This is a genomic window from Pseudomonas sp. D1-1 (genome assembly GCF_051132225.1).
Taxonomy (GTDB): domain Bacteria; phylum Pseudomonadota; class Gammaproteobacteria; order Pseudomonadales; family Pseudomonadaceae; genus Aquipseudomonas.
In genome coordinates this window covers 2496604-2518525 of record NZ_CP071676.1, presented here as the reverse complement: position 1 = coordinate 2518525, position 21922 = coordinate 2496604, and the positions used below count along the sequence as shown (strand labels likewise).

The 21922-nt window shown below is 60.7% G+C and carries 12 protein-coding genes and 4 pseudogenes; 11 read left to right on the top strand and 5 right to left on the bottom strand.

Annotated elements, in window-relative coordinates:
* Window positions 1–28: 28 nt before the first annotated feature.
* The 5 genes and pseudogenes from J3P86_RS11555 to J3P86_RS11535 all read right to left on the bottom strand — a co-directional run.
* The gene (locus J3P86_RS11555) at window positions 29–2206 is read right to left on the bottom strand and encodes a PQQ-dependent dehydrogenase, methanol/ethanol family (RefSeq protein WP_434700313.1); all 2178 of its coding nucleotides are present in this window, start codon (window positions 2204–2206) and stop codon (window positions 29–31) included.
* 639 nt (window positions 2207–2845) lie between these two features.
* Entirely contained in the window at window positions 2846–4999 is a 2154-nt protein-coding gene (locus J3P86_RS11550) for a glycosyltransferase (RefSeq protein WP_434700630.1), read from the bottom strand.
* Window positions 4992–5678, bottom strand: a complete 687-nt coding sequence (locus tag J3P86_RS11545) for a 2OG-Fe(II) oxygenase (protein WP_434700312.1) — start codon at window positions 5676–5678, stop codon at window positions 4992–4994. The genes J3P86_RS11550 and J3P86_RS11545 overlap by 8 nt, the downstream gene beginning before the upstream one ends.
* Window positions 5672–6985: pseudogene (locus J3P86_RS11540) on the bottom strand (polysaccharide pyruvyl transferase family protein); the annotation flags it as partial. The gene J3P86_RS11545 and the pseudogene J3P86_RS11540, both read right to left, overlap by 7 nt.
* Window positions 6986–7168: 183 nt before the next feature.
* Window positions 7169–8395 (bottom strand): annotated as a pseudogene (locus J3P86_RS11535) (ABC transporter ATP-binding protein); the annotation flags it as partial.
* A gap of 182 nt (window positions 8396–8577) precedes the next feature.
* Between J3P86_RS11535 and J3P86_RS11530 the strand changes: the two are divergent.
* From J3P86_RS11530 to J3P86_RS11480, 11 genes and pseudogenes are all read left to right on the top strand, one after another.
* Window positions 8578–9397, top strand: a pseudogene (locus J3P86_RS11530) (ABC transporter permease).
* 146 nt (window positions 9398–9543) lie between these two features.
* A complete protein-coding gene (locus J3P86_RS11525) occupies window positions 9544–11994 on the top strand; it encodes a glycosyltransferase (protein WP_434700311.1) in 2451 nt (816 codons plus the stop codon).
* Between the two features lie 219 nt (window positions 11995–12213).
* Window positions 12214–14622, top strand: a complete 2409-nt coding sequence (locus tag J3P86_RS11520) for a phospholipid carrier-dependent glycosyltransferase (RefSeq protein ID WP_434700310.1) — start codon at window positions 12214–12216, stop codon at window positions 14620–14622.
* An 11-nt stretch (window positions 14623–14633) separates the two neighbouring features.
* Entirely contained in the window at window positions 14634–15653 is a 1020-nt protein-coding gene (locus J3P86_RS11515) for a glycosyltransferase family 2 protein (RefSeq protein WP_434700309.1), read from the top strand.
* 92 nt (window positions 15654–15745) lie between these two features.
* Window positions 15746–15994 (top strand): annotated as a pseudogene (locus J3P86_RS11510) (methyltransferase); the annotation flags it as partial.
* A 135-nt stretch (window positions 15995–16129) separates the two neighbouring features.
* Window positions 16130–16432, top strand: coding sequence for a hypothetical protein (locus tag J3P86_RS11505; RefSeq protein WP_434624238.1), 303 nt, complete (start codon window positions 16130–16132; stop codon window positions 16430–16432).
* A 59-nt stretch (window positions 16433–16491) separates the two neighbouring features.
* The gene (locus J3P86_RS11500) at window positions 16492–16842 is read left to right on the top strand and encodes a GtrA family protein (protein WP_434700307.1); all 351 of its coding nucleotides are present in this window, start codon (window positions 16492–16494) and stop codon (window positions 16840–16842) included.
* Entirely contained in the window at window positions 16839–18122 is a 1284-nt protein-coding gene (locus J3P86_RS11495) for an SDR family oxidoreductase (RefSeq protein WP_434700306.1), read from the top strand. The genes J3P86_RS11500 and J3P86_RS11495 overlap by 4 nt, the downstream gene beginning before the upstream one ends.
* Window positions 18112–19698, top strand: coding sequence for an FAD-dependent oxidoreductase (locus J3P86_RS11490; protein WP_434624244.1), 1587 nt, complete (start codon window positions 18112–18114; stop codon window positions 19696–19698). Before J3P86_RS11495 ends, J3P86_RS11490 begins: the two co-directional genes overlap by 11 nt.
* Complete coding sequence (gene wecB / locus J3P86_RS11485; RefSeq protein ID WP_434700305.1) at window positions 19695–20798, top strand: non-hydrolyzing UDP-N-acetylglucosamine 2-epimerase; 1104 nt, start codon at window positions 19695–19697, stop codon at window positions 20796–20798. Before J3P86_RS11490 ends, wecB begins: the two co-directional genes overlap by 4 nt.
* Window positions 20795–21922 (top strand): glycosyl transferase, encoded by a 1128-nt coding sequence (locus tag J3P86_RS11480; protein WP_434700303.1) that lies wholly within the window; start codon window positions 20795–20797, stop codon window positions 21920–21922. The genes wecB and J3P86_RS11480 overlap by 4 nt, the downstream gene beginning before the upstream one ends.

Sequence of the window (21922 nt, the reverse complement as noted above, 5' to 3'; positions counted from 1 at the left end):
GGCGCACCGGCCCCTGCGTCGCGGGCGTTCATTTGGCGCTGAAGGTTTTCCAGACGCCGCCTTCCTGCTGCAGGTCGTGGGCGCGCTTGATCAGGTATTGATGAATCTGCTCGACCTGTTCCGGCGTGAAGGCATCGGCAAAGGACGGCATGCCGTCAGGTACTCGGCCGCCATAAAGAATGCCGAGGAACATCTGGTGTTTTTCGCTGGTCAGCTTGCGCAGGTCCGGCAGCACGCCACCGCTGACGGCATGGATGCCGTGGCACTGCGAGCAGTAGCCGTCATAGAGCTTGCCGCCGGCGTCCACCGCCGCCATGTCAGCGGTCAGTGGCGGCGGTTTCGGCGTGTCGGCAAGCGGCGCCGGCTCGTTGAGTTTCGCGGTGCCGCCCAGTTTGTAGGTCAGCACCTGGGAGAACGGCCGCACCCCGGCGCGCAGGGACAAAGCCCCGGCAAACGTCGAGAAGGCTCCGCCCCAGCCGGCCATGAAGGTGACGTATTGCTCACCGTCCACGCTGTAGGTAATCGGCGCGGCCATGACGCCACTGGCCGCCGGCTGCTCCCAGAGTTTCTTGCCGGTGTCGGCGGCGTAGGCGATCACCCGGCCATCGGCGCTGCCCTCGAACACCAGGTTGCCGGCGGTGCTCAAGGTGCCGCCGTTGAAGATCGTCACATAGGGCACTTCCCAGGCCGGTTGCTGCTTGACCGGATCCCAGGCAATCAGTTTGCCCGACCAGCCCTTGGCCATTTCCAGCAGCCCGTCGGCATCCTCCGGCATCATCCCGGTGCGCAGGCCCAACTGGTACATGCTCTTGAACGGGTTGCGCTTCGGCGCCTCGGGGATGTGCTCGTAGTAGGCCGACATGATGTGCGCCGGGATATACACCAGGCCCGTGTTCGGGTTGTAGGACATCGGCTGCCAGTCGTGGGCGCCCCAGAACGCCGGCGTGACCAGTTTGCGCTTGCCATCCTTCCAGTACGCGGCATTCTCGTCGTCGACGATCGGCCGGCCGGTCTTCATGTCCATGCCCTTGGTCCAGCTTTGCGGCACGATCCCCTTGGCCGACAGCAGCTCACCCGTGGCGCGGTCGATCACGTAGAAAAAACCGTTCTTCGGCGCCTGCATCAAGACCTTGCGCGGCTTTCCATCGATCGGCAGTTCAGCCAGGATCATGTGCTGGGTGGCGGTGTAGTCCCAGGCGTCTCCTGGCGTGGTCTGGTAGTGCCAGGCGTACTCGCCGGTGTCGGCATTGACCGCGACGATGGATGACAGGAACAGGTTGTCACCCTTGGCCTGGCTACGCCATTTCGGGTCCCACAGCGAGCCATTGCCCACCCCGATGTACAGCAGGTTCAAGTCCGGGTCGAAAGCGAAAGAGTCCCAGGCCGTACCGCCCCCGCCCTGGGCCACATAGGCATCGCCGTGCCAGGTCTTGGCGGCGATCGCCATGGCCTTGTCTTCGGGCGGCAGCTTGGGGTCACCCGGTACCGTGAAGAAACGCCAGGCCTGCTTGCCGGTTTCAGCGTCGTAGGCGGTGACGTAACCGCGTACGCCGAACTCGGCGCCGCCGTTGCCGATCACCACTTTGCCGTTGACCACCCGCGGGGCCCCGGTGATGGTGTAGCTGCGCGAGTGATCGGCGCGGGTGTCCACCGACCAGGCGCGCTGGCCGGTCTTGGCATCGATCGCCTCCAGGCGCCCGTCGAGCACACCCACGTAGACCTTGCCCTTCCACACCGCCACACCCCGGTTGACCGCATCGCAACAGGCCTCGCCGGCGCGGTTGCGGTCAGACTTGGGGTCGTACTTCCAGATCAGCTTGCCGTCGCGCGCATCCAGGGCGTAGACCACGGAGAACGGACCGGTGGTGTACATCACGCCATCGACCACGATCGGCGTGGCCTCGACACCACGATCCAGGTCGAGCTTGTAGCTCCACGCGAGGCCCAGCTGGCCAACGTTCTGGTCGCTGATTTTGTTCAGGGGGCTGTAGCGCTGCTCGTCGTAGGTACGGCCGGTACTCATCCAGTTCCCCGGCTCCCGGTCGGCGGCAATGATGCGCTTGCCATCGACATTCGCCGGCATGTCCTGCGCCCAGCCTGGGGCGGCATTGAGGGCAAGCGCCAGCACGATAAATAACGTCTTGAGGGGAACGCGCGGGCACGCTTTCGCAGAAGCAGTAGGCACGGCGAGGCCAATCTGTGTCATGGGAGACTCCTGGTTCTTATTAGTAGCGAAGCCATTGCGCTGCGCACCAGAAGAAGAGCAACCCCCATGCCACCGTTCTAAATATCGCTGCAGGCCCTGTAATACAGGGCCCTCATCCCTGGCCGCCGATAGCGTCGGCGCGCGACAGCTGTCGCATTGGCCGCGACAGTTGTGCCGGACCTGACACAACGCAAGCCGACACTCAACGCTTTGGAGTATGACTGGCTCCAAGCGCACACCGGCCCAGAAACTGATCGAAGTTCTAACGATGACAGCCTGGCGCGGCTGACCTGGTGTTCGACCACTCGCAGGCCAGTCAACAGTTTGGCTTTGCCCCCAAGGCGTTTCAGCTGCTGGATGAGGATTTGCCTGGACGCTGAAACGGCCTTGGCGATGGGTGGGATGTCTTGTGTCTGCCTGCCGAACATCCAATGTGGGAGCGGGCTTGCTCGCGAAGGCGGAGTGTCAATCGACGAAGATATTGGATGGGCCGGCCATTTCGCGAGCAGGCTCGCTCCCACAGTGTGGTGCGGTGTACATGGTTTTTGTGGCTTCCTGAAGATCCAGTGTGGGAGCGAGCCTGCTCGCGAAGGCGGAGTTACTGTCAACGAGGATGCCGAGGGGTGACCTTATCGCGCCCTACCCCTCCGCACCGGGCTCGTCGCGATGTACGTGGGCTTGCCACGCCCCCCATTTGCTTTCGAAATACGCCTGGTTTTTGTCCCAGAGCGCCTGGTATTCGCCGCTGGCGATCAGCTTGCTGAACGAGGCCTGCCCGTAGTGATGGATAAACGCATCTTCAGCGCAGACCGTGCGGTAGCCGGCAGCCTGAACACGACGGCTGTAGTCGTCATCTTCGAACAACCCGATACCGAACGTTTCATCCAGATACCCCACCTCATCGAAGGTGGTTCGGCGAAAGGCGACACAAAACATTGCGAGCATGGATATATCGAACGACTGCCCCTTACGGGCTACGGTGTAGTGGTCTGCAAACGCCTGCATCTGTTGGATGTCAGTATAGGAAATCTCGATCTTCGCTTCGTTTCCTACCGCATTCGTGACCGGCCCGACCAGGCCGATACTCGGGTCACGCAAAAGCCTGACCAGCGGATCGAGCCAACCGCCCGGTACCACCGTGTCGTTATTGAGCAGTAGCAGGACGTCACCGTCGGCTTCTCGCAAACCCTGGTTGTTCGCCGCAGCGAAGCCCCGGTTGTCCGGGTTGAGGATGATCTTCGTGAACGGTACCTCACGGCCCAGGCGTTCAAGATAATCTTGCGTACCATCGTCCGAGCCGTTGTCGACGACAATCAGTTGGTAATTGGGCCAGGTGGTATTACGCAGAATGCTGTTGACACATTGAATCGTCAGATTGAGGTTGTCGTACGTCACGATGACGATGGAGACTTTCTCGTACAGCCCGACGATGGCAAGTTGCATGCTATTAAATCGATCCTTCCAATCGTTGGCCCGAGCGAGCTCCACACGCCGCTTGTAAAGGGCCAGATCGCGCTCGGCCAGGGCACGCTCGATCTGCTCGATGAACTCATCGACTCCGGTTGCGAAGTACAGCAGGTCCTTGTAGATGGCGATCTCCGCCAGTGGCGTGGAGATCACCGGTTTGCCGGCGCTGAGGTACTCGTAGAACTTCACCGGATCGACCGCATGGGTCACGTTGTAGAGCCTGAAGGGAATCAGGCACGCATCGAAATGATCCAGGTACAGCGGCATGTCGGTGTACGGCTTGCGGCCCAACAACCGCACATTGGGCTTGTGCTCGAGCCCCGCCAGGTCCTCTACGAAAATATCCCCCACCAGGATGAAATTCCACGTCGGTCGCAGGTCCGCCAACGCCGCCAGCAGTGGATAATCGAGCCATTCAGCCAAGGCGCCGTAATAGCCAATCACCGGGCCGACCAGCCCGCTCAGCAGATCGTTGGTAAAACAGTGCTGGTGGAAAAAAGCAAAATCCACAGCGTTTCGCACCAGCACGCAGCGAGGGTTATGAGCGCACCATTTCTGGTAAAGCACCGCCGCGGAAACAGTCACCAGATCGGCCTGGGCGACCAGGGTCTTTTCCTCGCTCAGCAGCTGTTCGCCGATGTTCGGAAAACCATCCCAATCGTCCATGCAGTCATAGTGAATGCGCCAGCCATGCAGCGTGCGCAGGCTGAGTACCACGGGGCTCCAGTAGGCAATATGCACCACCGAGAGGGCGGTTCTGATCTGCATGTCAGTGACCAATGCAGCAATCGCACGCAGCAACGCCTGATGGTTCTCAGGCGTCACTATCTTTTCGTAATAGGCCATTTGCACATCGCGATGCAGCGCCACCTCGAAAAGGTTGGACGCCACTGACGTCACTCGATAAAGCTGTCCCTGCTCCGGCACACTGGATGGAACGATATAAAACACCCGATAACCATTGCTCGCGAACTGGCTCATCAACTGCTGCGGTCGCTGGAAGCGCGCGGCCCAGTCGATATTGGCGAAGCAGAGAATATCCAGCTGCCCTCTGGTGGCGAAATCCGCTTGTACCTCAACGTTCGGCAACGGTTCCGGCGCTGCCGGGTAGACGATTGCCGGAGCCGTTTCGGGAAACTCCCGGTAGGCGGAAAATCCATAACGCAGCACCCGGAACAGCGTACGCAGTGGCCGGGTGAAACGCCACGAACGGGTGTTTTGCAGGAAGTCGACTTTCGCCAGCGCGGTATCGCGCTCATTGACGGCCGCATCTCGCTGAGCCAAGGCGGCGTTCCGGTCGAGCAAGGTGCTGTCGGGCTTAAGCATGCGGGTACCGATGCAGCGGCGTGCTGTCATCCGGCGGCCACATGGAACTGCGCGAGCCCGGCCGGTAGAACGTTGCGGTCAGGCTACGACGGGAAGAATGGCAGCCATTGACTACGGGCGTGACGGCATGCCAGGAATTATCCGAGCGCACCAGGATCGCCGAATTACCCACCAGGGGCTCGATCTCGGCCGCCACTGCGCTGGGATCGTTGCGGTGCAGGATGTTCAGGCAACCGCCGTCGTTGCGGTCCCAGGACTCATTGAAATAGAGGATATGGGTGACCAGTTTATCGGGCAGGTCCGGATGGGCGCCCAGGCTCGCACCCGGACCGTAATGAAAGACATTGACCTCCATCGGCACGCTGCGCAGATCGATTCCAGTCATTTGCGACATGGCTTCGCGATAACCAGCCGAGCCAAGATCCCGAGCCAGCCGCAACCATGCCTCGCTCAATTCCTGCGCATGAGCGATGGTATCGTCGCCCATGCCCAACAAGGCTCGTGCCTCGTAGTCATAGTTTTTTTCACCGCCATAACCACTCACGGTCTTGAAGTGATCATGAGGAAAAGACGCTGCCAACGCGGCGGCATCCTCGGCCGAGTACAGGTTGCCGATTTCAGCCCATGAGAACGGCTGATCCTTTAGCGCCGCTGGCGTGAGACGAGAGAGATCTAGCATTGTCGGTCTTTGTTCGCTGTCAGGTTTCTGATACCACGGGCGATGGAACGCAGTGGCGCGGTCATTCGGAATGAATTGGAGTTCTGCAGCTCACGCATCCTGGCATCGCTGCGAGCCAGTTGCTCACGGAGCTGGATGATCCGTTGCTGTTGGGCAAGCTCTCGTGCTGCCAGGTCCTGCGCGGGTTCGTTGATCTGCGGCACAGGGATGACCGGACTCACCGGCGATTCAGCTGGCACTGGGTAGCACGTCTCGGCCGCGGCTTCGAGCAGATTCGGCAGGTGCTGCAGAAAAGCCCCCAGCACCGGCTGTGACGCCGTTTTACCTTGGCGAATGATCTCAGCGACCCGGTCCCAATGCTCCACCAACTGATCCGCCGCCGCACGCGCCAAGGGCGATGGCTGAGTCTTGCCCACGCGGGCGAGGAACCATTGCGGATCGATCGTCGCGACGTTCGGCAACGCATGTAGCGTGTCGAACCCCGCCAGCGCCGTGTACTTGCCCGTGGTCAGGTCCGCCGAGCAAAACACCGGCACGCCAAACGCCAGGGCGGTGATCGCCAGGTGATAGCTATGGCCGATCACCGCTTGGGCCTGGCTGAGAATTTCGGCCATGAGCAACGGCTTCGGCCAGAACGGCAAGGTGATGGATCCGGGCAGCCGCCCGGCAATCACTGACGGATCGTCGCCCAGGACCGGTCCAATCGGCACCACCAGGAACTGGTAGCCCAGGAACGCCTCAGGGTGGTCTTCGAACAATTTTACAAAGGACTCCACCACATGAATGGCGTGGATCACGATGTAGGGCCCGGTCAGCCCGGCATGCTCGCGCAGCCGAACAAACTCGGCCGAGGGCCGTTGCTCACCGATCAGGCGCGGCAAGCCGAACGCGGTGTCGGGCAGCACTTCGATCTCGATTTGCTGGCTGAGCGCGCCGAGGGTATCGCGCGACAGGGCATCACGGACGCGCACGTACCGGCTCTGCTCAAGGGCCATCGTCAATAACGGCCTGGCCCAATCGGGAATACTGTTGCAATGCATCCCCGGTGCATTCCACATGACCGGAACGGCATGCTGCAGCGCGATGAGCGCGGGGGTCAGCCAATAACCGGTAGGGTGATGGATGTCGGCAGTGGTCGGACCATAGCCATGGGCAACGACTTTATCGAATCGGATCAGGAAACCACCGCCGATCAACACGCCATCCAGGCCTGCCGCTACAGCGGGCAGCTCTGTCAACGACGTCACCGCATAGGGCCATTCGGATGGGGTTTTCCCATGATAGGAAAACCGCTGCAGATTGACCGAACCCAAGCGCCGGGCCAGCTCTGCCTCGGCGATGATGGGGAACAGCAGGTCACCATAGTTTTCTACGTCGAAGGTGCCGAAGATAGCCACCTGCCACGTGCGCTCATCCAAGTGTTCCGCCAGGTCCTCCTCTGCTTGAATCCCGCAGGTCTTGGGAGGCGACTCGGCCGCTCGCGGGTCGACGCTCTGCAATCCCAAGTCAACCATACCCAGGAAATGCTTGTGGCTGGGCAACATGTCGAACGCCAAGGGCGCGACTTGCTTCTCGATCAGTTGCGAGGTGTCTTCCGTCGCGCCATGCAACAGCTTGAGCGTGACGTGGTAACGCCCCTCGGCGAGGTTGGCCGGGAAGCGCACCGTAATGGCCGTATGCCGCAAGCCGTTTTCGACCGGGCCCGGCTGCAGGGCGAAGTTGCCCCCGCCGATCACCAGCAGCCTCGCTTCCTGGATAGTGAAGCTGATGTTGGGCTGAGTGATCGACTCATGCAGTAACGCTTCAACGCGAATCTCGACGTCGTCGCCATACAGGTAACTCGAAGAAAGCTGCCGAGTGTTGGTGAAGCAGGCGGCGCTGATGTGTCCCTCCCCGGTTCCAAAGGCCATCCCCTGCTGACCGCCAATAAAGGATTTTTGTGTAACCGGTATGGCCCCGCCACTGGCCCAGCGACGTTGCTCGTCACGCATGTCGAGCAAGTGCAACTCGGCCATTTCATCGGGTGAGCCGCTGGCAACGACGCGGCCTGCGCGCAGATAGATGACCCGGTGGCAAAACCGTTTGACCATGCTCATGTCGTGGGAGACGAACAGCAGCGTGGTGCCTTTGGCAGCCAGTTCTTCCAGGCGGTTCAGGCATTTGAATTGAAAAGATGCATCGCCGACGGAGAGGGCCTCGTCGACGATCAGGATCTCCGGTTCCACACAGACCGAAACGGCGAAGGCCAGCCGGACCAGCATCCCGCTGGAATAGATTTTGGTGGGCTGGTCGATGAAGTCGCCGATGTTGGCGAAGGCAATGATGTCATCAAAACGAGCATCGATTTCCGCGCGACTCAAGCCCAGCACCGCCGCGTTCACATAGACGTTCTCGCGGCCGCTGAACTCCGGATTGAAACCCGACCCGAGCTCAAGCAACGCCGCAATCCGGCCATGCCCGCGAACACTGCCCCGGGTCGGCATCAACGTTCCGCAGATCAGTTGCAACAAGGTGGATTTGCCACTGCCGTTACGGCCGATTATGCCGACGGTCTCCCCCCTTGCGATGGTCAGGGAAACATCGTCCAGGGCCCAGAACTCGCGGTAGAAACGCTTCCTGCCGCGCACCAGCATCTGCAACAGGCGGTCCTTGGGCGCATCGTAGATCTGATAACACTTGCTCAGGTTCTCGGCGCTGATGGCCACTTCAAACGACATCGGCAAAGCCCTTCCATGAGTCACTTCCGTTAGCGGCACTACAGAATCACTCCTTCGCTGGGCACTGCCGATGAGTTAAGCACAAATGGGGAAAAAAACTTCGAATGTCCTGAACTTGGCCTACCCTCCATGAGGATGCGATTCACCGAGTTTCGATTTTTTGTCCTGAGGCCCCAGTACCAATGCAGTCGTTCAACACTTCCCCTGCCGCCATGATCAAGAGTGTGCTGGTCAATCGAATCCTGATCTACGTGTTGATCCGCAGGGAGATCATCGGTCGTTATAAAGGCTCGGTGCTCGGTATCCTATGGTCGTTCTTCACCCCGGCGTTCATGCTGGTGGTCTACACGTTCGTCTTCAGCGTGGTCTTCAAGGCCCGCTGGTCGGGTGGCGGCGAGTCCAAGAGCGAATTCGCCCTGGTGCTGTTCGCAGGCCTGCTGGTGTTCAACCTGTTTTTCCGAATGCCTGAACCGCGCGCCGGGCCTGGTGCTGGCCAATACCAACTACGTCAAAAAGATCGTCTTCCCGCTGGAAACCCTGCCGATGGTGTCGCTCGGCGCTGCGCTGTTCCACATGGCGATCAGCATCCTGGCCTGGCTGCTCTTCTATATCGTGCTGTTCGGAACCCCTCCGGCAACTGCCCTTCTGCTGCCGTTGGTGCTGTTTCCGTTGGTGTTGTTGACGCTGGGTATTTCCTGGTTCCTCGCCTCGATAAGCGTATACCTGCGCGATATCGGCCAATTCATCGGCATCGTCATAACGGCGATGCTCTTTCTCTCGCCGATTTTCTACCCCCTTACGATACTTCCACAAAGCTATCAGGCCGCCTTGCAGGCGAACCCCCTGACGCTGCCGGTGGAAATGGTTCGTGACGTACTGTTCTGGGGCAGGACACCGCAATGGGCGCAGCTGGCGGCTTATTCGGCAATTTCCTTGCTGATTGCCTGTGCCGGATTCGCCTGGTTCCAGAGGACACGCAAAGGCTTTGCCGATGTCATATGAGTTTGTTGACGTGGCGCCTCGTCCAGCAGCCGCTATGCTGATGGATGGCACGGCTGAAACCTGGGCCTGCCTGGTTATTGAAGTCGACAACAAACCTGAACGACCCGGGGTGCGTTGCCGTAATGTCCAAGGGACTGGAAGAACGCATGGATCAGATCAACCGTCTTGTCGATCACATTGACAAACTGACTCGCTCAACACAGTCCAGATCCATTGAAGCCTTGCAGTTGGTCAAGGAAATCGAGAATCGGGACCGGCTGATCAAGCAACTGAACCTGGGCTCACAAGCGCTTCGCACTCGCCTGTCGCTTCAGGAAGGCAAGGCCGGGCGACTGCGCGAGCAATTGCAAGTGACCGAACGGCGCCTCAAAGACACCCAGGCATCACTTCGCGCAAAAGAACGGCAAGCGGTGGAGCTGTCTGATTGGGCGGTGGATCTGCGCGCACAACTGGCGGCGAAGCAGACTGAGCTGCTCAAGCTTTCTGACTGGGGCAACGCCATCGAACGCGCACCGCTGCGTTATTCGATACGCAAGCAGCTGTATAAATTATCGCGCCGGATCTACGCCTGGTTGCCGCTCACCGCACAGCAGAAAAGCAGGCTGGCCCAGCGGCTTCGAAGCTGGCTGAAACGCACCACGGCGACAGCCGGCGAATCATCGGCGTCCCCAAGCCTCGCGCCGCTGCAACCCCTGCTACCACCGATTGACCTTGCCGTGCCATCCAGTCACGGGCAGCCGACGATCCTGATGTTCGGCGTGATCGATTGGCACTTCCGCATCCAGCGCCCACAAAACCTGGCCAAGGAGTTGGCGCGGGCGGGACAAACGACGTTTTATATTTCCAACCACTTTATCGACGATGATGCTCCCGGCTTCGAGGCGGAGCGCCTGGAAGGCTCCGAGCGGCTGTTCCAGATCCGTTTCAAGGTGCGCGGGGCTCCGGCCATTTATCATGCCCCGCCTTCAGCGGCCGCGATCAGCCAGTTGCGCCAAGGCCTGGCCATGCTGCTGGACGCGGCGAACGTCGCCGCCGTGGATTGCATCGTCCAGCACGCCTACTGGTTCCCGCTGGCAAGACGTGTCCCCAACGCCACGCTGGTCTATGACTGCATGGATCATCACGAAGGTTTCGGCAATGTTGCCCAGGAACTGCTCGACCTGGAAATCGCCTTGATGCGCCGGGCCGATCTGCTGGTGGCGACTTCCGACTGGATCGAACAACACGGCAAGCGGGAAAACCGCAACGTAGAGGTGATCCGCAACGCCTGCGAATACGGTTTTTTCAGCCAACGTCCCGACAAGATCTACCGGGACCCGGCCAACAGAAAGATCATCGGCTACTACGGCGTCATCGCCGAATGGTTCGACCTGGAACTGGTCAAACGCGTCGCCCAGTCCTTCCCACAGCAGCTGATCCTGTTGATCGGCAGCGATATCGTCCAGGCGAAAAAATATTTCAAGGCCTGCCCGAATGTGGTCCTGGAAGGCGAAGTCCCGTATGCCTCCCTGCCCTATTACCTCTACGCCATGGATGTTTGCCTGCTTCCGTTCAAGGTCATGCCCCTGACGCTCGCCACCAATCCGGTCAAAGTCTATGAATACCTGAGCGCAGGAAAACCGGTAGTGTCGGTGAAACTGCCAGAGTTGAGCCAGTTCGGCAAACTGGCCTGGGCTGTTGAACAGCCCTCTGAATTCATCTCTGCCATACGCGGTGTACTCGATGCTCTGCCAGAGGTCGGCGCAACGCCAAAGGCGCGTCAATCGTTCGCCCAGGGCCAGACCTGGCAGCATCGGGCCGCCAGCCTGCGCAAGGCCATCGCGTCATTGCCCCTGCCCAAGGTCAGCGTCGTGGTGTTGACCTACAACAACCTCGAACTGACCAAGGCTTGCCTCGACAGTCTGTTGACCCAGAGCCAGTACCCGAACCTCGAAATCATCGTGGTCGACAACTGCTCCAGCGACCAGACCCCGGCCTATCTCACTGCCTGGGCCAAGGGACATCCCGAACGGATCGTCATCCTCAATCCGGACAACAAGGGATTCGCCGCAGGGAACAACCAAGGGCTCGCGGCAGCCAGTGGCGAGTACCTGGTCATCCTCAACAACGACACGGTCGTCACCGCCGGCTGGATCAGGGGGTTGATCCGTCATCTGAAGGACCACGAGGAAATCGGCATCATCGGTCCGGTCACCAACAACATCGGCAACGAAGCCAAAGTCAGCACCCGTTATGGCCGGATGGAGGACATGCCCGCCGAAGCCGCGCAAATGACCCGTGCCCGAATGGGCGAGTGGTTCGAAATCAACACCCTGGCGTTTTTCTGCGTGATGTTCCCGCGCTCGACCTACGAGCAGATCGGCGGTCTGTGCGAGGAGTACGGCCTGGGGTTCTTCGAGGATGACGATTACTGCCGCCGCGTGCAGCGTCGCGGCCTGCGCGCGGCTTGCGCCGAAGACGTCTTCGTCCATCACCACCTGTCCGCCTCGTTCAACACCTTGGGTGCCAGGAAAAAACAGGCACTTTTCGAGAAGAACCGGGCGATCTACGAGAACAAATGGGGATCCTGGGTTCCGCACACGTACCGAGATGTATAGGCCCCTCTTGGATGCAACGCTGTTTACGAGCGTTGACCAACCGTGGCGAGGGAGCTTGCTCCCGCTGGGCTGCGAAGCGGCCCTGAACCCGGCCACCGCAGCGTGCCAGGTAGGTTGCATTCAGCTTTTGGGGCTGCTGCGCAGCCCAGCGGGAGCAAGCTCCCTCGCCACAATGAATCGAGAAAGCCTTAAGCGAGTTCCTTCAGCCGAGACGATATTTTGCCTGGATCAAGCCTGAAATACGCAGTGGTGCTGTTGGTTTTACTGGCGAGTACGGCGGTCGGCGTGTACGGTTTTTCGACGCTTGAACTGGCGTCCATGAACAGCAGCAGCCGCACGATACTGCTGTCAGTGGCAGTCCTGGCGGCCCTTACCGCTTTCACTCGCAAGCCGCCGATCATTCTTTGCCTTGGCCTGCTGGCGTGCCTGACCATTGCCTGCGCGCAGATCTGGCCGATGATTGTCGTCGCGGTCTTCGCGCTGTCTGCCACCGTGCTCGGCAGGTGGCTGCTCAGGCAAGAAAATCCGGCCGACTGGAGCATCCATCTGCTGATGGGCATCGGCACGTTCGGTACGCTGACAGGCCTGGCTGCGTATATGCCGATCAACTATCCCTGGCTGTATGGCGCGATGCTGGCAGTGCCGCTTGTACTGGGGCGCAAACAGGTCCTGTCGATAGGTCGCGAACTGCTGACACAAATCCAGGCCACCCGCTCGGCACAAACGCCCCTGCAAACCGGGCTCGATGTATTGATTGGCGGCTTCGCCTGCCTCTACGTGCTGGTAGCCTTCATGCCGGAGGTCGGCCACGACGCCTTGGCCATGCACCTCTTCGTCCCTTCACACCTGGCCCAGCGGCACCAATGGTCGTTCGATGCAAACACCTATGTGTGGGCCGTCATGCCCATGCTGGCCGACTGGATCTATAGCATCGTCTATATGCTGGCGGGCGAAACGGCGTCACGCCTGAGCAATAGCGCGTTCGCCTTGCTGGTGGCGTGGCAGATTCGCAACATGACCCTTTGGGCCGGGGGCTCCGCCACGAGCGCTCGCGGGGCAAGCCTGATCTTTCTGTCGACGCCCCTCGCCTTCGCTGAAAGCAGCAGCCTGCATATAGAGTCGGCGTGGACCGCCTTCATGCTGGCCGGGACCCTGGCAATCCTGAAGGTCTCAGGCTTCACTGCGGATCCTCGGGAACGCCTGTCGCAACTGGCCCTGGCCGGTGTCCTGCTGGGCTTCGCCATGGCGACCAAGGCGGTGACGCTGAGTGTCCTGCCGGTCCTGCTGTTGGTCCTCTTGCTGCAGTACAAGGCCTGGGCCATGCGAGGAATCGTCAAGACCCTCATGCTCGGCAGCGCCGGCCTGCTGCTGGCGGGCGCTACCCCTTACGTCTGCGCCGGGTACTTGACCGGTAATCCGGTGTTCCCGTTTTTCAACGGGGTTTTCCATTCGCCGCTCTGGCCGGACATGAACTTCGAACCGCCCGCCACTTTCGGTACCGGGATGACCTGGGACACCCTCTATCGAATGGTCTTCCAGTCGCCGCAGTTCATCGAGGGGCGGGTCGGCGCGGCGGGTTTCCAGTGGCTGCTGCTACCCACAGCGGCCGTCGCCGTGCTGTTGAGCGGCAACAAAAAAGCCCTGTGCATCCTCCTGGTCGGCGCCGGCGCGATGTTCATGACGTTCCAGTCAACGGCCTACCTGCGTTATGTGTTTCCCTCCTTTGCGCTGTTCTCGGTGATCCTCGCCCTGCCCTTTTCCGACGCCAGGGCCTTCCCCCGCAGCCTCGCCATCGCGGCCGGTGCCGTGTTGGTCCTGGCCAATACCCGCTTCATCCAGGCCGCGACTTACTATGGCGAAATCAAACCCTCGGCACTCTTGAGCCAGGCCGGTCGGGAGGCCTTTTTGCTGGAGCGCCTGCCGATCCGGAAAATGGTCGACACCGTCAACGCCTTGAACAGCGGTTATCAACCCGTGGCGGTTTTTGCGTCGCCCTTGATGGCGGGTTTGCGTGGCGATGCCCTTTACGCATCGTGGTACAACCTGAAGTGGAAGGGCGAATTCGACGCAGCGACCTCGCCGGCGGAGCTTACCCGGCGCTTGCGCCAGCGCCAGGTGAACTGGCTGGTGATCGATCTCAAGTCTCTTCCCCAGGCGCAACTCGACCGCCTGCTCGCCGTGTCCACGTCATATTCCAGGCTGGGTAACCTGGACCTGCGCAAACTCAACGCCACCCACTACGAGCTCCTGCTCAATCCGGACCTGTCCAGCCTCGACGGCTGGAACCTGCTGTCGCCCTCGACCTATGACACCTCGCGCAAAATCCTGACCGTCAACGTCAACACACCCGCCACCCAGCGCGTCGACGTCACGCCGGGGCTGACCTACATCAACAGTGTGTCCGCACGCTGCGCGGAGGCAGCCACTACCGGAAGAATCCAGGCCAACTGGATTGACGACCAAGGCGACTTCATCAGCGCCAGCATCGCAACGTTTGATTGCACCACGCATTGGGAGACCCATGAGATGAGTGTCATCGCCCCGGCTAATGCCACGTCCGCGGTCATTTATGCGTCCGGGCATACCGACACTCCCCTGGAGTTCAAATCACTTTCATTCAGGCAATAGTTGGCGAGTCGATGAACACAACAACAGCGATTTTCACGGATGAACTACGCGTTGCCGTCGTCATCCCCAGCTATCGGGTCACCGCACACATCGTCGGCGTCATCGACGCCATCGGGCCGGAAGTCTGGCGCATCTATGTCATTGACGATGCCTGCCCGGACGGTTCGGGCGGGCATGTCCTGGCCTCCTGTGACGACCCTCGGGTCAAGGTGCTGCCCCATGACATCAACAAAGGTGTGGGGGGTGCGGTCATGACCGGCTATCGAGCAGCCCTCGCTGACGGCGCGAGTATCATCGTCAAGGTCGACGGCGACGGTCAGATGGACCCTACCCTGATTCCGCTGTTCATCGAACCGATCCTGGCGGGTGAAGCCGACTACACCAAGGGCAATCGGTTTTTCGACCTGGAGGAAGTCCAGTCGATGCCGCGAATTCGACTGTTCGGCAATGCCGTGTTGTCGTTGATGGCCAAACTGTCGACGGGTTACTGGGATCTGTTCGACCCGACCAACGGCTATACCGCGATTCACCGTGACGTCGCCAGGCTGCTGCCCCTGGACAAGGTCAGCCAACGCTATTTTTTCGAGACCGACATTCTGTTCCGCCTGAACACCGTGCGCGCCGTGGTGGTGGACATACCGATGGAAGCACGCTACGGCGATGAGGTCAGTCACCTGAAGATCTCGAAAATCGTCGGCGAATTTCTCTTCAAGCATCTGCGCAACTTCACCAAGCGCGTGCTCTATAACTACTACTTGCGCGACATGTCCCTGGCTTCGATCGAGCTGCCGATCGGGATCCTGATGTTCGTGTTCGGCATCCTGTTCGGCAGTTATCACTGGTTCGAGTCGGCGCAGCATGGCGTCGCGACGCCAGCCGGCACCGTGATGCTCAGCGCATTGCCCATGCTCATGGGGCTGCAATTGATCATGGCGTTTCTCGGTTATGACATCGCCTCGGTCCCCAACAGGCCTCGGCATTCCAGGCGCAGGGCCACTTCATTGCGGGAAGAAAAGTCATTAAAGCGCTAAGAGATTTTTTATCGGACCCGTCGCTCAAGACGCTGGATGTCGATGGCTGCGAACGCCTCGAACTTCACGGCAAGGTGCTTGAACGCAAGCAAATGCTCAGGGAAGTCTTCGTGGAATTCCACCACGCGTTCCGTCGACTGGCAGACCGCTATTTCCAGGTCGGGGGTCTTGAGGTGGAGTTGGGAGCGGGCATCGCGCCCATGCGCGATTCGTACCCGCAGGTATTGGCCACGGACGTTGTCGCCAGCGAGAAACTCGACATGGCGCTCGATGCCCAGGCAATGAGCCTGGACGATGATTCGGTGAGAGCCTTTTATGGCCAGAATTGTTTTCATCATTTTCCTCACCCCGAGTGCTTTTTCACGGAGCTGGAAAGGACGCTCAGGATCGGCGGCGGGGCCATTTTGATCGAGCCCTTTCACGGCCCCTTTGCCGCGTTCCTCTATAGGCGCCTGTTCAAGTCCGAAGGCTTCGACATGCACTTCCCTTCTTGGCATACACCGTCAACCGGCCCCATGAACGGTGCCAACCAGGCCCTCAGCTACATCGTTTTCGTTCGCGACCGGCAGGCGTTCGAGCACAAGTACCCGGGCCTGGAGATCGTCCACCAGGAGATCTGTGGCAGCTACCTGCGTTACCTGATTTCCGGCGGCCTGAACTTTCGCCAGCTGTTGCCTGACGTATTCATCCCTGTGCTCAAGGTCATTGAAAAACTGCTGTATCCGTTGCACCGGATATTGGCCTTGCACCACATCGTGGTGATCCGGAGGACGTCTTGACCTTTATCCGATACGGCGCCATCCAACTCGTGGCCTATGGGTTGGACATGGGGACGTTTTTGCTGCTGCTCGCGCTATTCGATAATCAACCCGTGCTGGCCAACGTCGCTGGCAAAGTCGCGGCCGGGACGTTCGCGTTCTTTTCGCATCGGCATTTCACATTCCAGTCGACACGCGTCGGCAGCAAGGCTCAAGCGCTGCGCTATTTTTCATTGCTCGCCATCAATATTCCGCTCGCTTCGGTGCTGCTCAGCGCGGGGCTGTACCTCATCGACAACCCTGTCCCGGTGAAATTTGTCAGCGACGTGATCTGCGTAGCGCTGACCTACTGGATCAGCAAGCGGTTCGTGTTTCGTACCGATACGCACCCGCCGGCTCCCGCTGACCGAGCCGAAGGCGCACGACCATGACGCTACTGATTACCGGCGCGACCGGCTACATTGGACGACGCTTGAGTGCCCTCGCGGCGGCAAGCGGTCACGAAGTCATTTGCGCTACCCGCAAGCCGTGCCCTGCCCCCTATGCCTGGCTTCCTTATGATCTGCGGGGCCCGGCGCCCGAGTGCCCGGCCGGCACTCAGGCGCTGATCCATCTGGCGGCCGACACGTCACCCGATACTGACACTAACGCGGACGCTGAAATAAACGCGGCCCTGGCGCTGATCGATTGCGCCCGACAAGGCTCGGCCAGGTTCATCTTCATTTCCAGCCAAACCGCCGGGGCCACGGCCCCGAGCGTTTATGGCCGGACCAAGTGGCGTATCGAGCAGCATGTGCTCGCCGCCGGGGGTACCGTGATCCGCCCCGGACAAGTGTACGGAGGCCCCGAATGCGGGCTCTTTGGCCTGTTGACCGGGCTGGTTCGCCGGAGCCCAGTCATTCCGATCCTCTTGCCGGCGCCCTGCGTGCAGCCCATCCATGTCGACGACCTCGCGGCCGCGATACTGGCCATCGCCGAGCGGGACGACATTCATGGCGAGGTCCTCAAGCTGGGTGCCGTAAAACCGATTGCCTTTGGGCGCTTCCTGAGCGCCATTGCGACGCACCGGGTCCGCGCCGTGCGCATGCCAATCCCTCTGCCGGTGGCATTGCTCAGGCTGTTGCGGCTGATACTCGGACGATCCTTGAACAGAAAACTGGGCCTGGAGCGGATCTTTTCCCTTATTCATCTGCCGCCCATGGACAGCGAGCGTTCCCTGGAAAAACTCGGCATCGCGTTGCGCCCTCTTGCCCACGGCATGCATCGCTCCGGCCATGGGCAACGTCGAGGCCTGCTTCAGGAAGCGGCGGTGCTCTTGGGCTACCTGCTCAAACGCCCGCCGCAAAAAAGCCTGGTAAGGCGCTATGCAAGGGCACTGGAGCGTGCGGGCAAAACCCGTCCTGTCATTCACTCACGCCTGCTGATGGGCCGGCCGATACTCTTGACGCTGCTGGACAACCCCGGCGTCCTGCGCACGCCCGAGGGCCAGGAACTGGCCTGGCGCCTGCAGGTTGCACTCGGTATCGCCGAAGCCAGCCCCCAAGGCGCGCAGGTATTTCTCGGCACCCGATGGCCGCGCAGCCTTGTCGCCACGCTGGCTGCGTTGGGACTCACCTCGGTCAAAGCGTTGGTGTGGAAGATAGCGGCGTTGTCGTGCCGTGCTTTTGCCCGCCCGCTGCTGCTTGGAAGTGAATCCCACCGTGAAGCCTGAGTTCGATGTGATCATTGTCGGCAGCGGCCCAGCCGGGACTTCAGCGGCCTTTCCGCTGGTCAAGGCGGGCCTGCGAGTGGTCATGGTTGATGCCCAGGCCAACAGCGACTCACCGGTGCCGCCGACCCGCCCATTCCTCAGTGCCAGGGCCGACGACGCGCATCAGTGGAAATGGATGATCGGCGAAAACTTCCACGCCCTGGACCAACTGGACGCCGTATCGCCCAAGCTGAAGACGCCGACCCACGCCCATGTCTTCGAAGGGTTCAGCGCCGGCAATCGCATCGAGACCAACAACTTTATCGGCATCGGATCACTGGCCACCGGAGGCCTGTCCAATGCCTGGGGTTGCGGCGTGGCAACGCTGGGCGCCGGTGACTTTGCCGGGCTGCCCATCGATTATTCCGAGATGCAGGCGTCCTACGAAACGGTCGCGCGCCGGATCGGTATCAGTGGCCGGTTCAACGACGATCTCTCCAGCTACTTCGGTCTGGATGAGTGGTCGCAACCGCCCCTGCCGCTGGACAGCCTGCATCAGCGCCTGCTCGACCGCTACACCCGGCGCCGAGCGGTGTTTCCCGACCTGGGGTTTCGTCTTGGCCGTTCAAGGGTCGCCGCCTTGAGCCAGCCCCTCGACGAGCGCAAGGCCTGCGATCTTTCTGGAAACTGCTTGTGGGGCTGTCACCACCAAGCCTTGTACAGCGCCTCGCAAGAGCTGCGAAAACTCAAGCAATACCCTGGGTTCCAGCACGTCCAGAATTTCCTGGTGGAGGATCTGCTGAAACAGGACGACTCCTGGACCATCACCGATCATCGCTCCGCCCGGCGCTTGCGCGGTGCGCGCCTGTTGCTGGCGGCGGGCACACTGGCCTCGACCCGGCTCGTCCTCAAGTGCCTGAACCATTCGGCACCGGTACCGCTGCTGTCATCGCCGACGGCGGCCTTCCTGCTATGGCTGCCAAGAATGCTCGGCACCCCGAGAGTGCCGGCATTTGGCCTGGGCCAGCTCTCGTTCACCCTGGAGTTGAAGTCCGGCGCCACAGCTTTCGGTTCGACGTTCAGCACCACGGGCTTACTCATGACCGAGTTCGTCAGCCGGATTCCCATGAGCAAACGCTACAGCATCGAATTGCTGAGGAACCTGCTCAGCGCGTGCGTCGTCGGCAACATCTTTCTTCCCGGGCAGCTGTCCAGCAACACGGCGGTGCTGCGCCTCGACGGTTCGTTGAGCATCACCGGCCAAGTGCATCCCGAACTCCCCGGGATCATGAAAGCCGCCGAGACCAGGCTGCGCCGGATCTATTGGAAGATGGGCGCGCTGTTGATGCCCATGAGCTTCACCGTCGGCAGACCGGGAGCAGATATCCACTATGCGGGAACCCTGCCCATGCACTCGACGCCGAAGATTGGCCAGACCGATCGCCTTGGCCAGGTCGCAGGCCTCGACGGCGTGCATGTCGTTGACGGCGCCTGTCTGCCCAGCCTTGCCGAGAAATCGCACACGTTGACCCTGATGGCCAACGCGGACCGGATAGCACGCTCTCTGACAACAATGATAGGAAATCAGCAGTCATGACCCGCAAAGTACTCTGCATCGTCGGTACACGCCCGGAAGCCATCAAGATGGCTCCGGTGATCAACGCCCTCAAGGCCGAAAAAAACATCCAGTGCCGGGTGCTCGCCACCGCCCAGCACCGCGGCCTGCTCGACCAGATACTGAAGGGCTTTGCGATTAACGCCGACCTCGACCTGGACATCATGCGTCCCAACCAGTCTCTGGCAGCGCTGACCTCACGCCTGCTGCGTGAACTCGACGGCGTTCTGCAAGCCGAGAAACCCGATGTCGTACTGGCTCAAGGTGACACGACCACCGTCATGAGCGCCGCACTGGCGTGTTTCTACCTGCGAATTCCCTTCGGCCATGTCGAAGCGGGCCTGCGTACCGGGGACCTGTACAATCCGTTCCCCGAAGAGGCCAACCGGGTCATCGCCGGCAAGCTGGCCCGCTGGCATTTCGCGCCGACCCAGGGCGCCGTGGCCAACCTGCTGGGCGAAGGTGTTGCCGCCAGTGATATCACCCTGACCGGCAATACCGTCATCGATGCCTTGCTGATGACCGCGGCACAGGACTCAGCCTTGACCGTCCCACTCGATGCGCACAAACGCATGGTGCTGGTGACCTGCCATCGTCGGGAAAACTTCGGCGAACCGTTCCAGGATATCTGCCAGGCACTCAAGCGCCTGGCAGAACGGAACCCGGACATCCAGATTCTCTATCCCGTCCACCCCAACCCGAACGTCAAGGACGTCGCGCATCAGTTGCTCGGCCGAACCCCGAACATCATCCTTTGCACACCGCTGGACTACGCTCCGTTTGTCGCGGCGATCAAGCGCTCATACCTGATCATCAGCGATTCCGGGGGCGTGCAGGAAGAAGCCCCTGCCCTGGGTAAACCGGTGCTGGTACTCAGGACAGAAACCGAACGCCCCGAAGCGGTCGACCTCGGCGTAGTCAAGTTGGTGGGCGCCAATCGGGACACCATCGTTGAACAGGCACAGCATCTCCTGGATGACCCTGAGGCCTATCAGGGCATGGCGCGGGGCGTTTCCCCCTATGGCGACGGCAGGGCCGCAACGCGTATTGCCGACGTCCTGCGCCAGCACTTTCAGCCATGAGAATGATCTACCTGTCCCCGGTGCCATGGGCCAGTTTCAGCCAGCGCCCTCATCATTTCGTCAACTGGTATCACCACCAGACTGGCGCACAGGTGCTCTGGATCGACCCCTACCCGACGCGCTTGCCCATGCTGAACGATCTCAGACGAAAGGCGACTGCTATCGATCAGCAAAGCGTCACCGTTCCGCCCTGGTTGAAGGTTTGCAGCCCGTTGAGTCTGCCCATCGAGCCCCTTCCAGGCTCGGCAATGCTCCTCAAGAGACTGTGGCGCAACGTGTTCAGGTTGGCCGCGGCATTTTCCGCGCAAGGGCCTTGTATGATCTGCGTGGGGAAACCTTCCGAACTGGCCTTGCAACTGCTGGCGCTCAACCCTGCAAGCCATGCCGTATACGATGCCATGGATGATTTCCCGGCCTTTTATCAGGGACTGTCACGCAGATCCATGGAGCGTCGCCAGGCGCAGCTCATTCAACGGGTAAACAAAGTGCTGGCCTCCTCCAGCCATTTGCGCGACAAACTCCTCGGCCTGACCGATCAGGTAGAACTTGCCCTCAATGCCTGTGACATGCACGGACTTGCGCCGGTCGAAAGCCTGGACCTGGCCGCCAAACAACAAGTACTTGGTTATGTCGGCACGCTCGGTCGTTGGTTCGACTGGGACATGGTCACCGCGCTGGCGCAGGCCAATCCTGGAAACCGCATCCGGCTGATTGGTCCCGTCTTCGCACCAGCGCCCTGCGTATTGCCTGCCAACATCGAGCTGCTACCCAGGTGTTCCCATGCCAGCGCAATCGCGGCCATGGCAACGTTTTCGGTAGGCCTGATTCCGTTCAAGCTCAACCGCCTGACCGCCTCGGTCGACCCGGTCAAATACTACGAGTACCGCGCCCTCGGCCTGCCTGTCATCTCGACCCGCTTCGGTGAAATGGCCCTGCGCGACCGGGAGCCGGGCATCTGGATCGTGGATCAAGGCACTGACCTGCGCAACACCGTCGTTGCAGCGCTCGCCAGTCAAAGCGACCATGCCACCGTTCAGCAATTTCGTCAGGCGCATCTCTGGGCCAAGCGTTTTTCGGCGGTCGACCTCATGCCTGCCTCATTGGAGAAACCAGAAGTCTGGTAA

Bases quoted from the DNA above. Each gene is read 5' to 3' on its own strand.
- wecB (WP_434700305.1), top strand. From the start codon at position 19,695: ATGACCCGCAAAGTACTCTGCATCGTCGGTACACGCCCGGAAGCCATC.
- J3P86_RS11515 (WP_434700309.1), top strand. From the start codon at position 14,634: ATGAACACAACAACAGCGATTTTCACGGATGAACTACGCGTTGCCGTC.
- J3P86_RS11495 (WP_434700306.1), top strand. From the start codon at position 16,839: ATGACGCTACTGATTACCGGCGCGACCGGCTACATTGGACGACGCTTG.
- J3P86_RS11545 (WP_434700312.1), bottom strand. From the start codon at position 5,678: ATGCTAGATCTCTCTCGTCTCACGCCAGCGGCGCTAAAGGATCAGCCG.
- J3P86_RS11550 (WP_434700630.1), bottom strand. From the start codon at position 4,999: ATGCTTAAGCCCGACAGCACCTTGCTCGACCGGAACGCCGCCTTGGCT.
- J3P86_RS11480 (WP_434700303.1), top strand. From the start codon at position 20,795: ATGAGAATGATCTACCTGTCCCCGGTGCCATGGGCCAGTTTCAGCCAG.
- J3P86_RS11505 (WP_434624238.1), top strand. From the start codon at position 16,130: ATGCACTTCCCTTCTTGGCATACACCGTCAACCGGCCCCATGAACGGT.
- J3P86_RS11525 (WP_434700311.1), top strand. From the start codon at position 9,544: ATGGATCAGATCAACCGTCTTGTCGATCACATTGACAAACTGACTCGC.
- J3P86_RS11555 (WP_434700313.1), bottom strand. From the start codon at position 2,206: ATGACACAGATTGGCCTCGCCGTGCCTACTGCTTCTGCGAAAGCGTGC.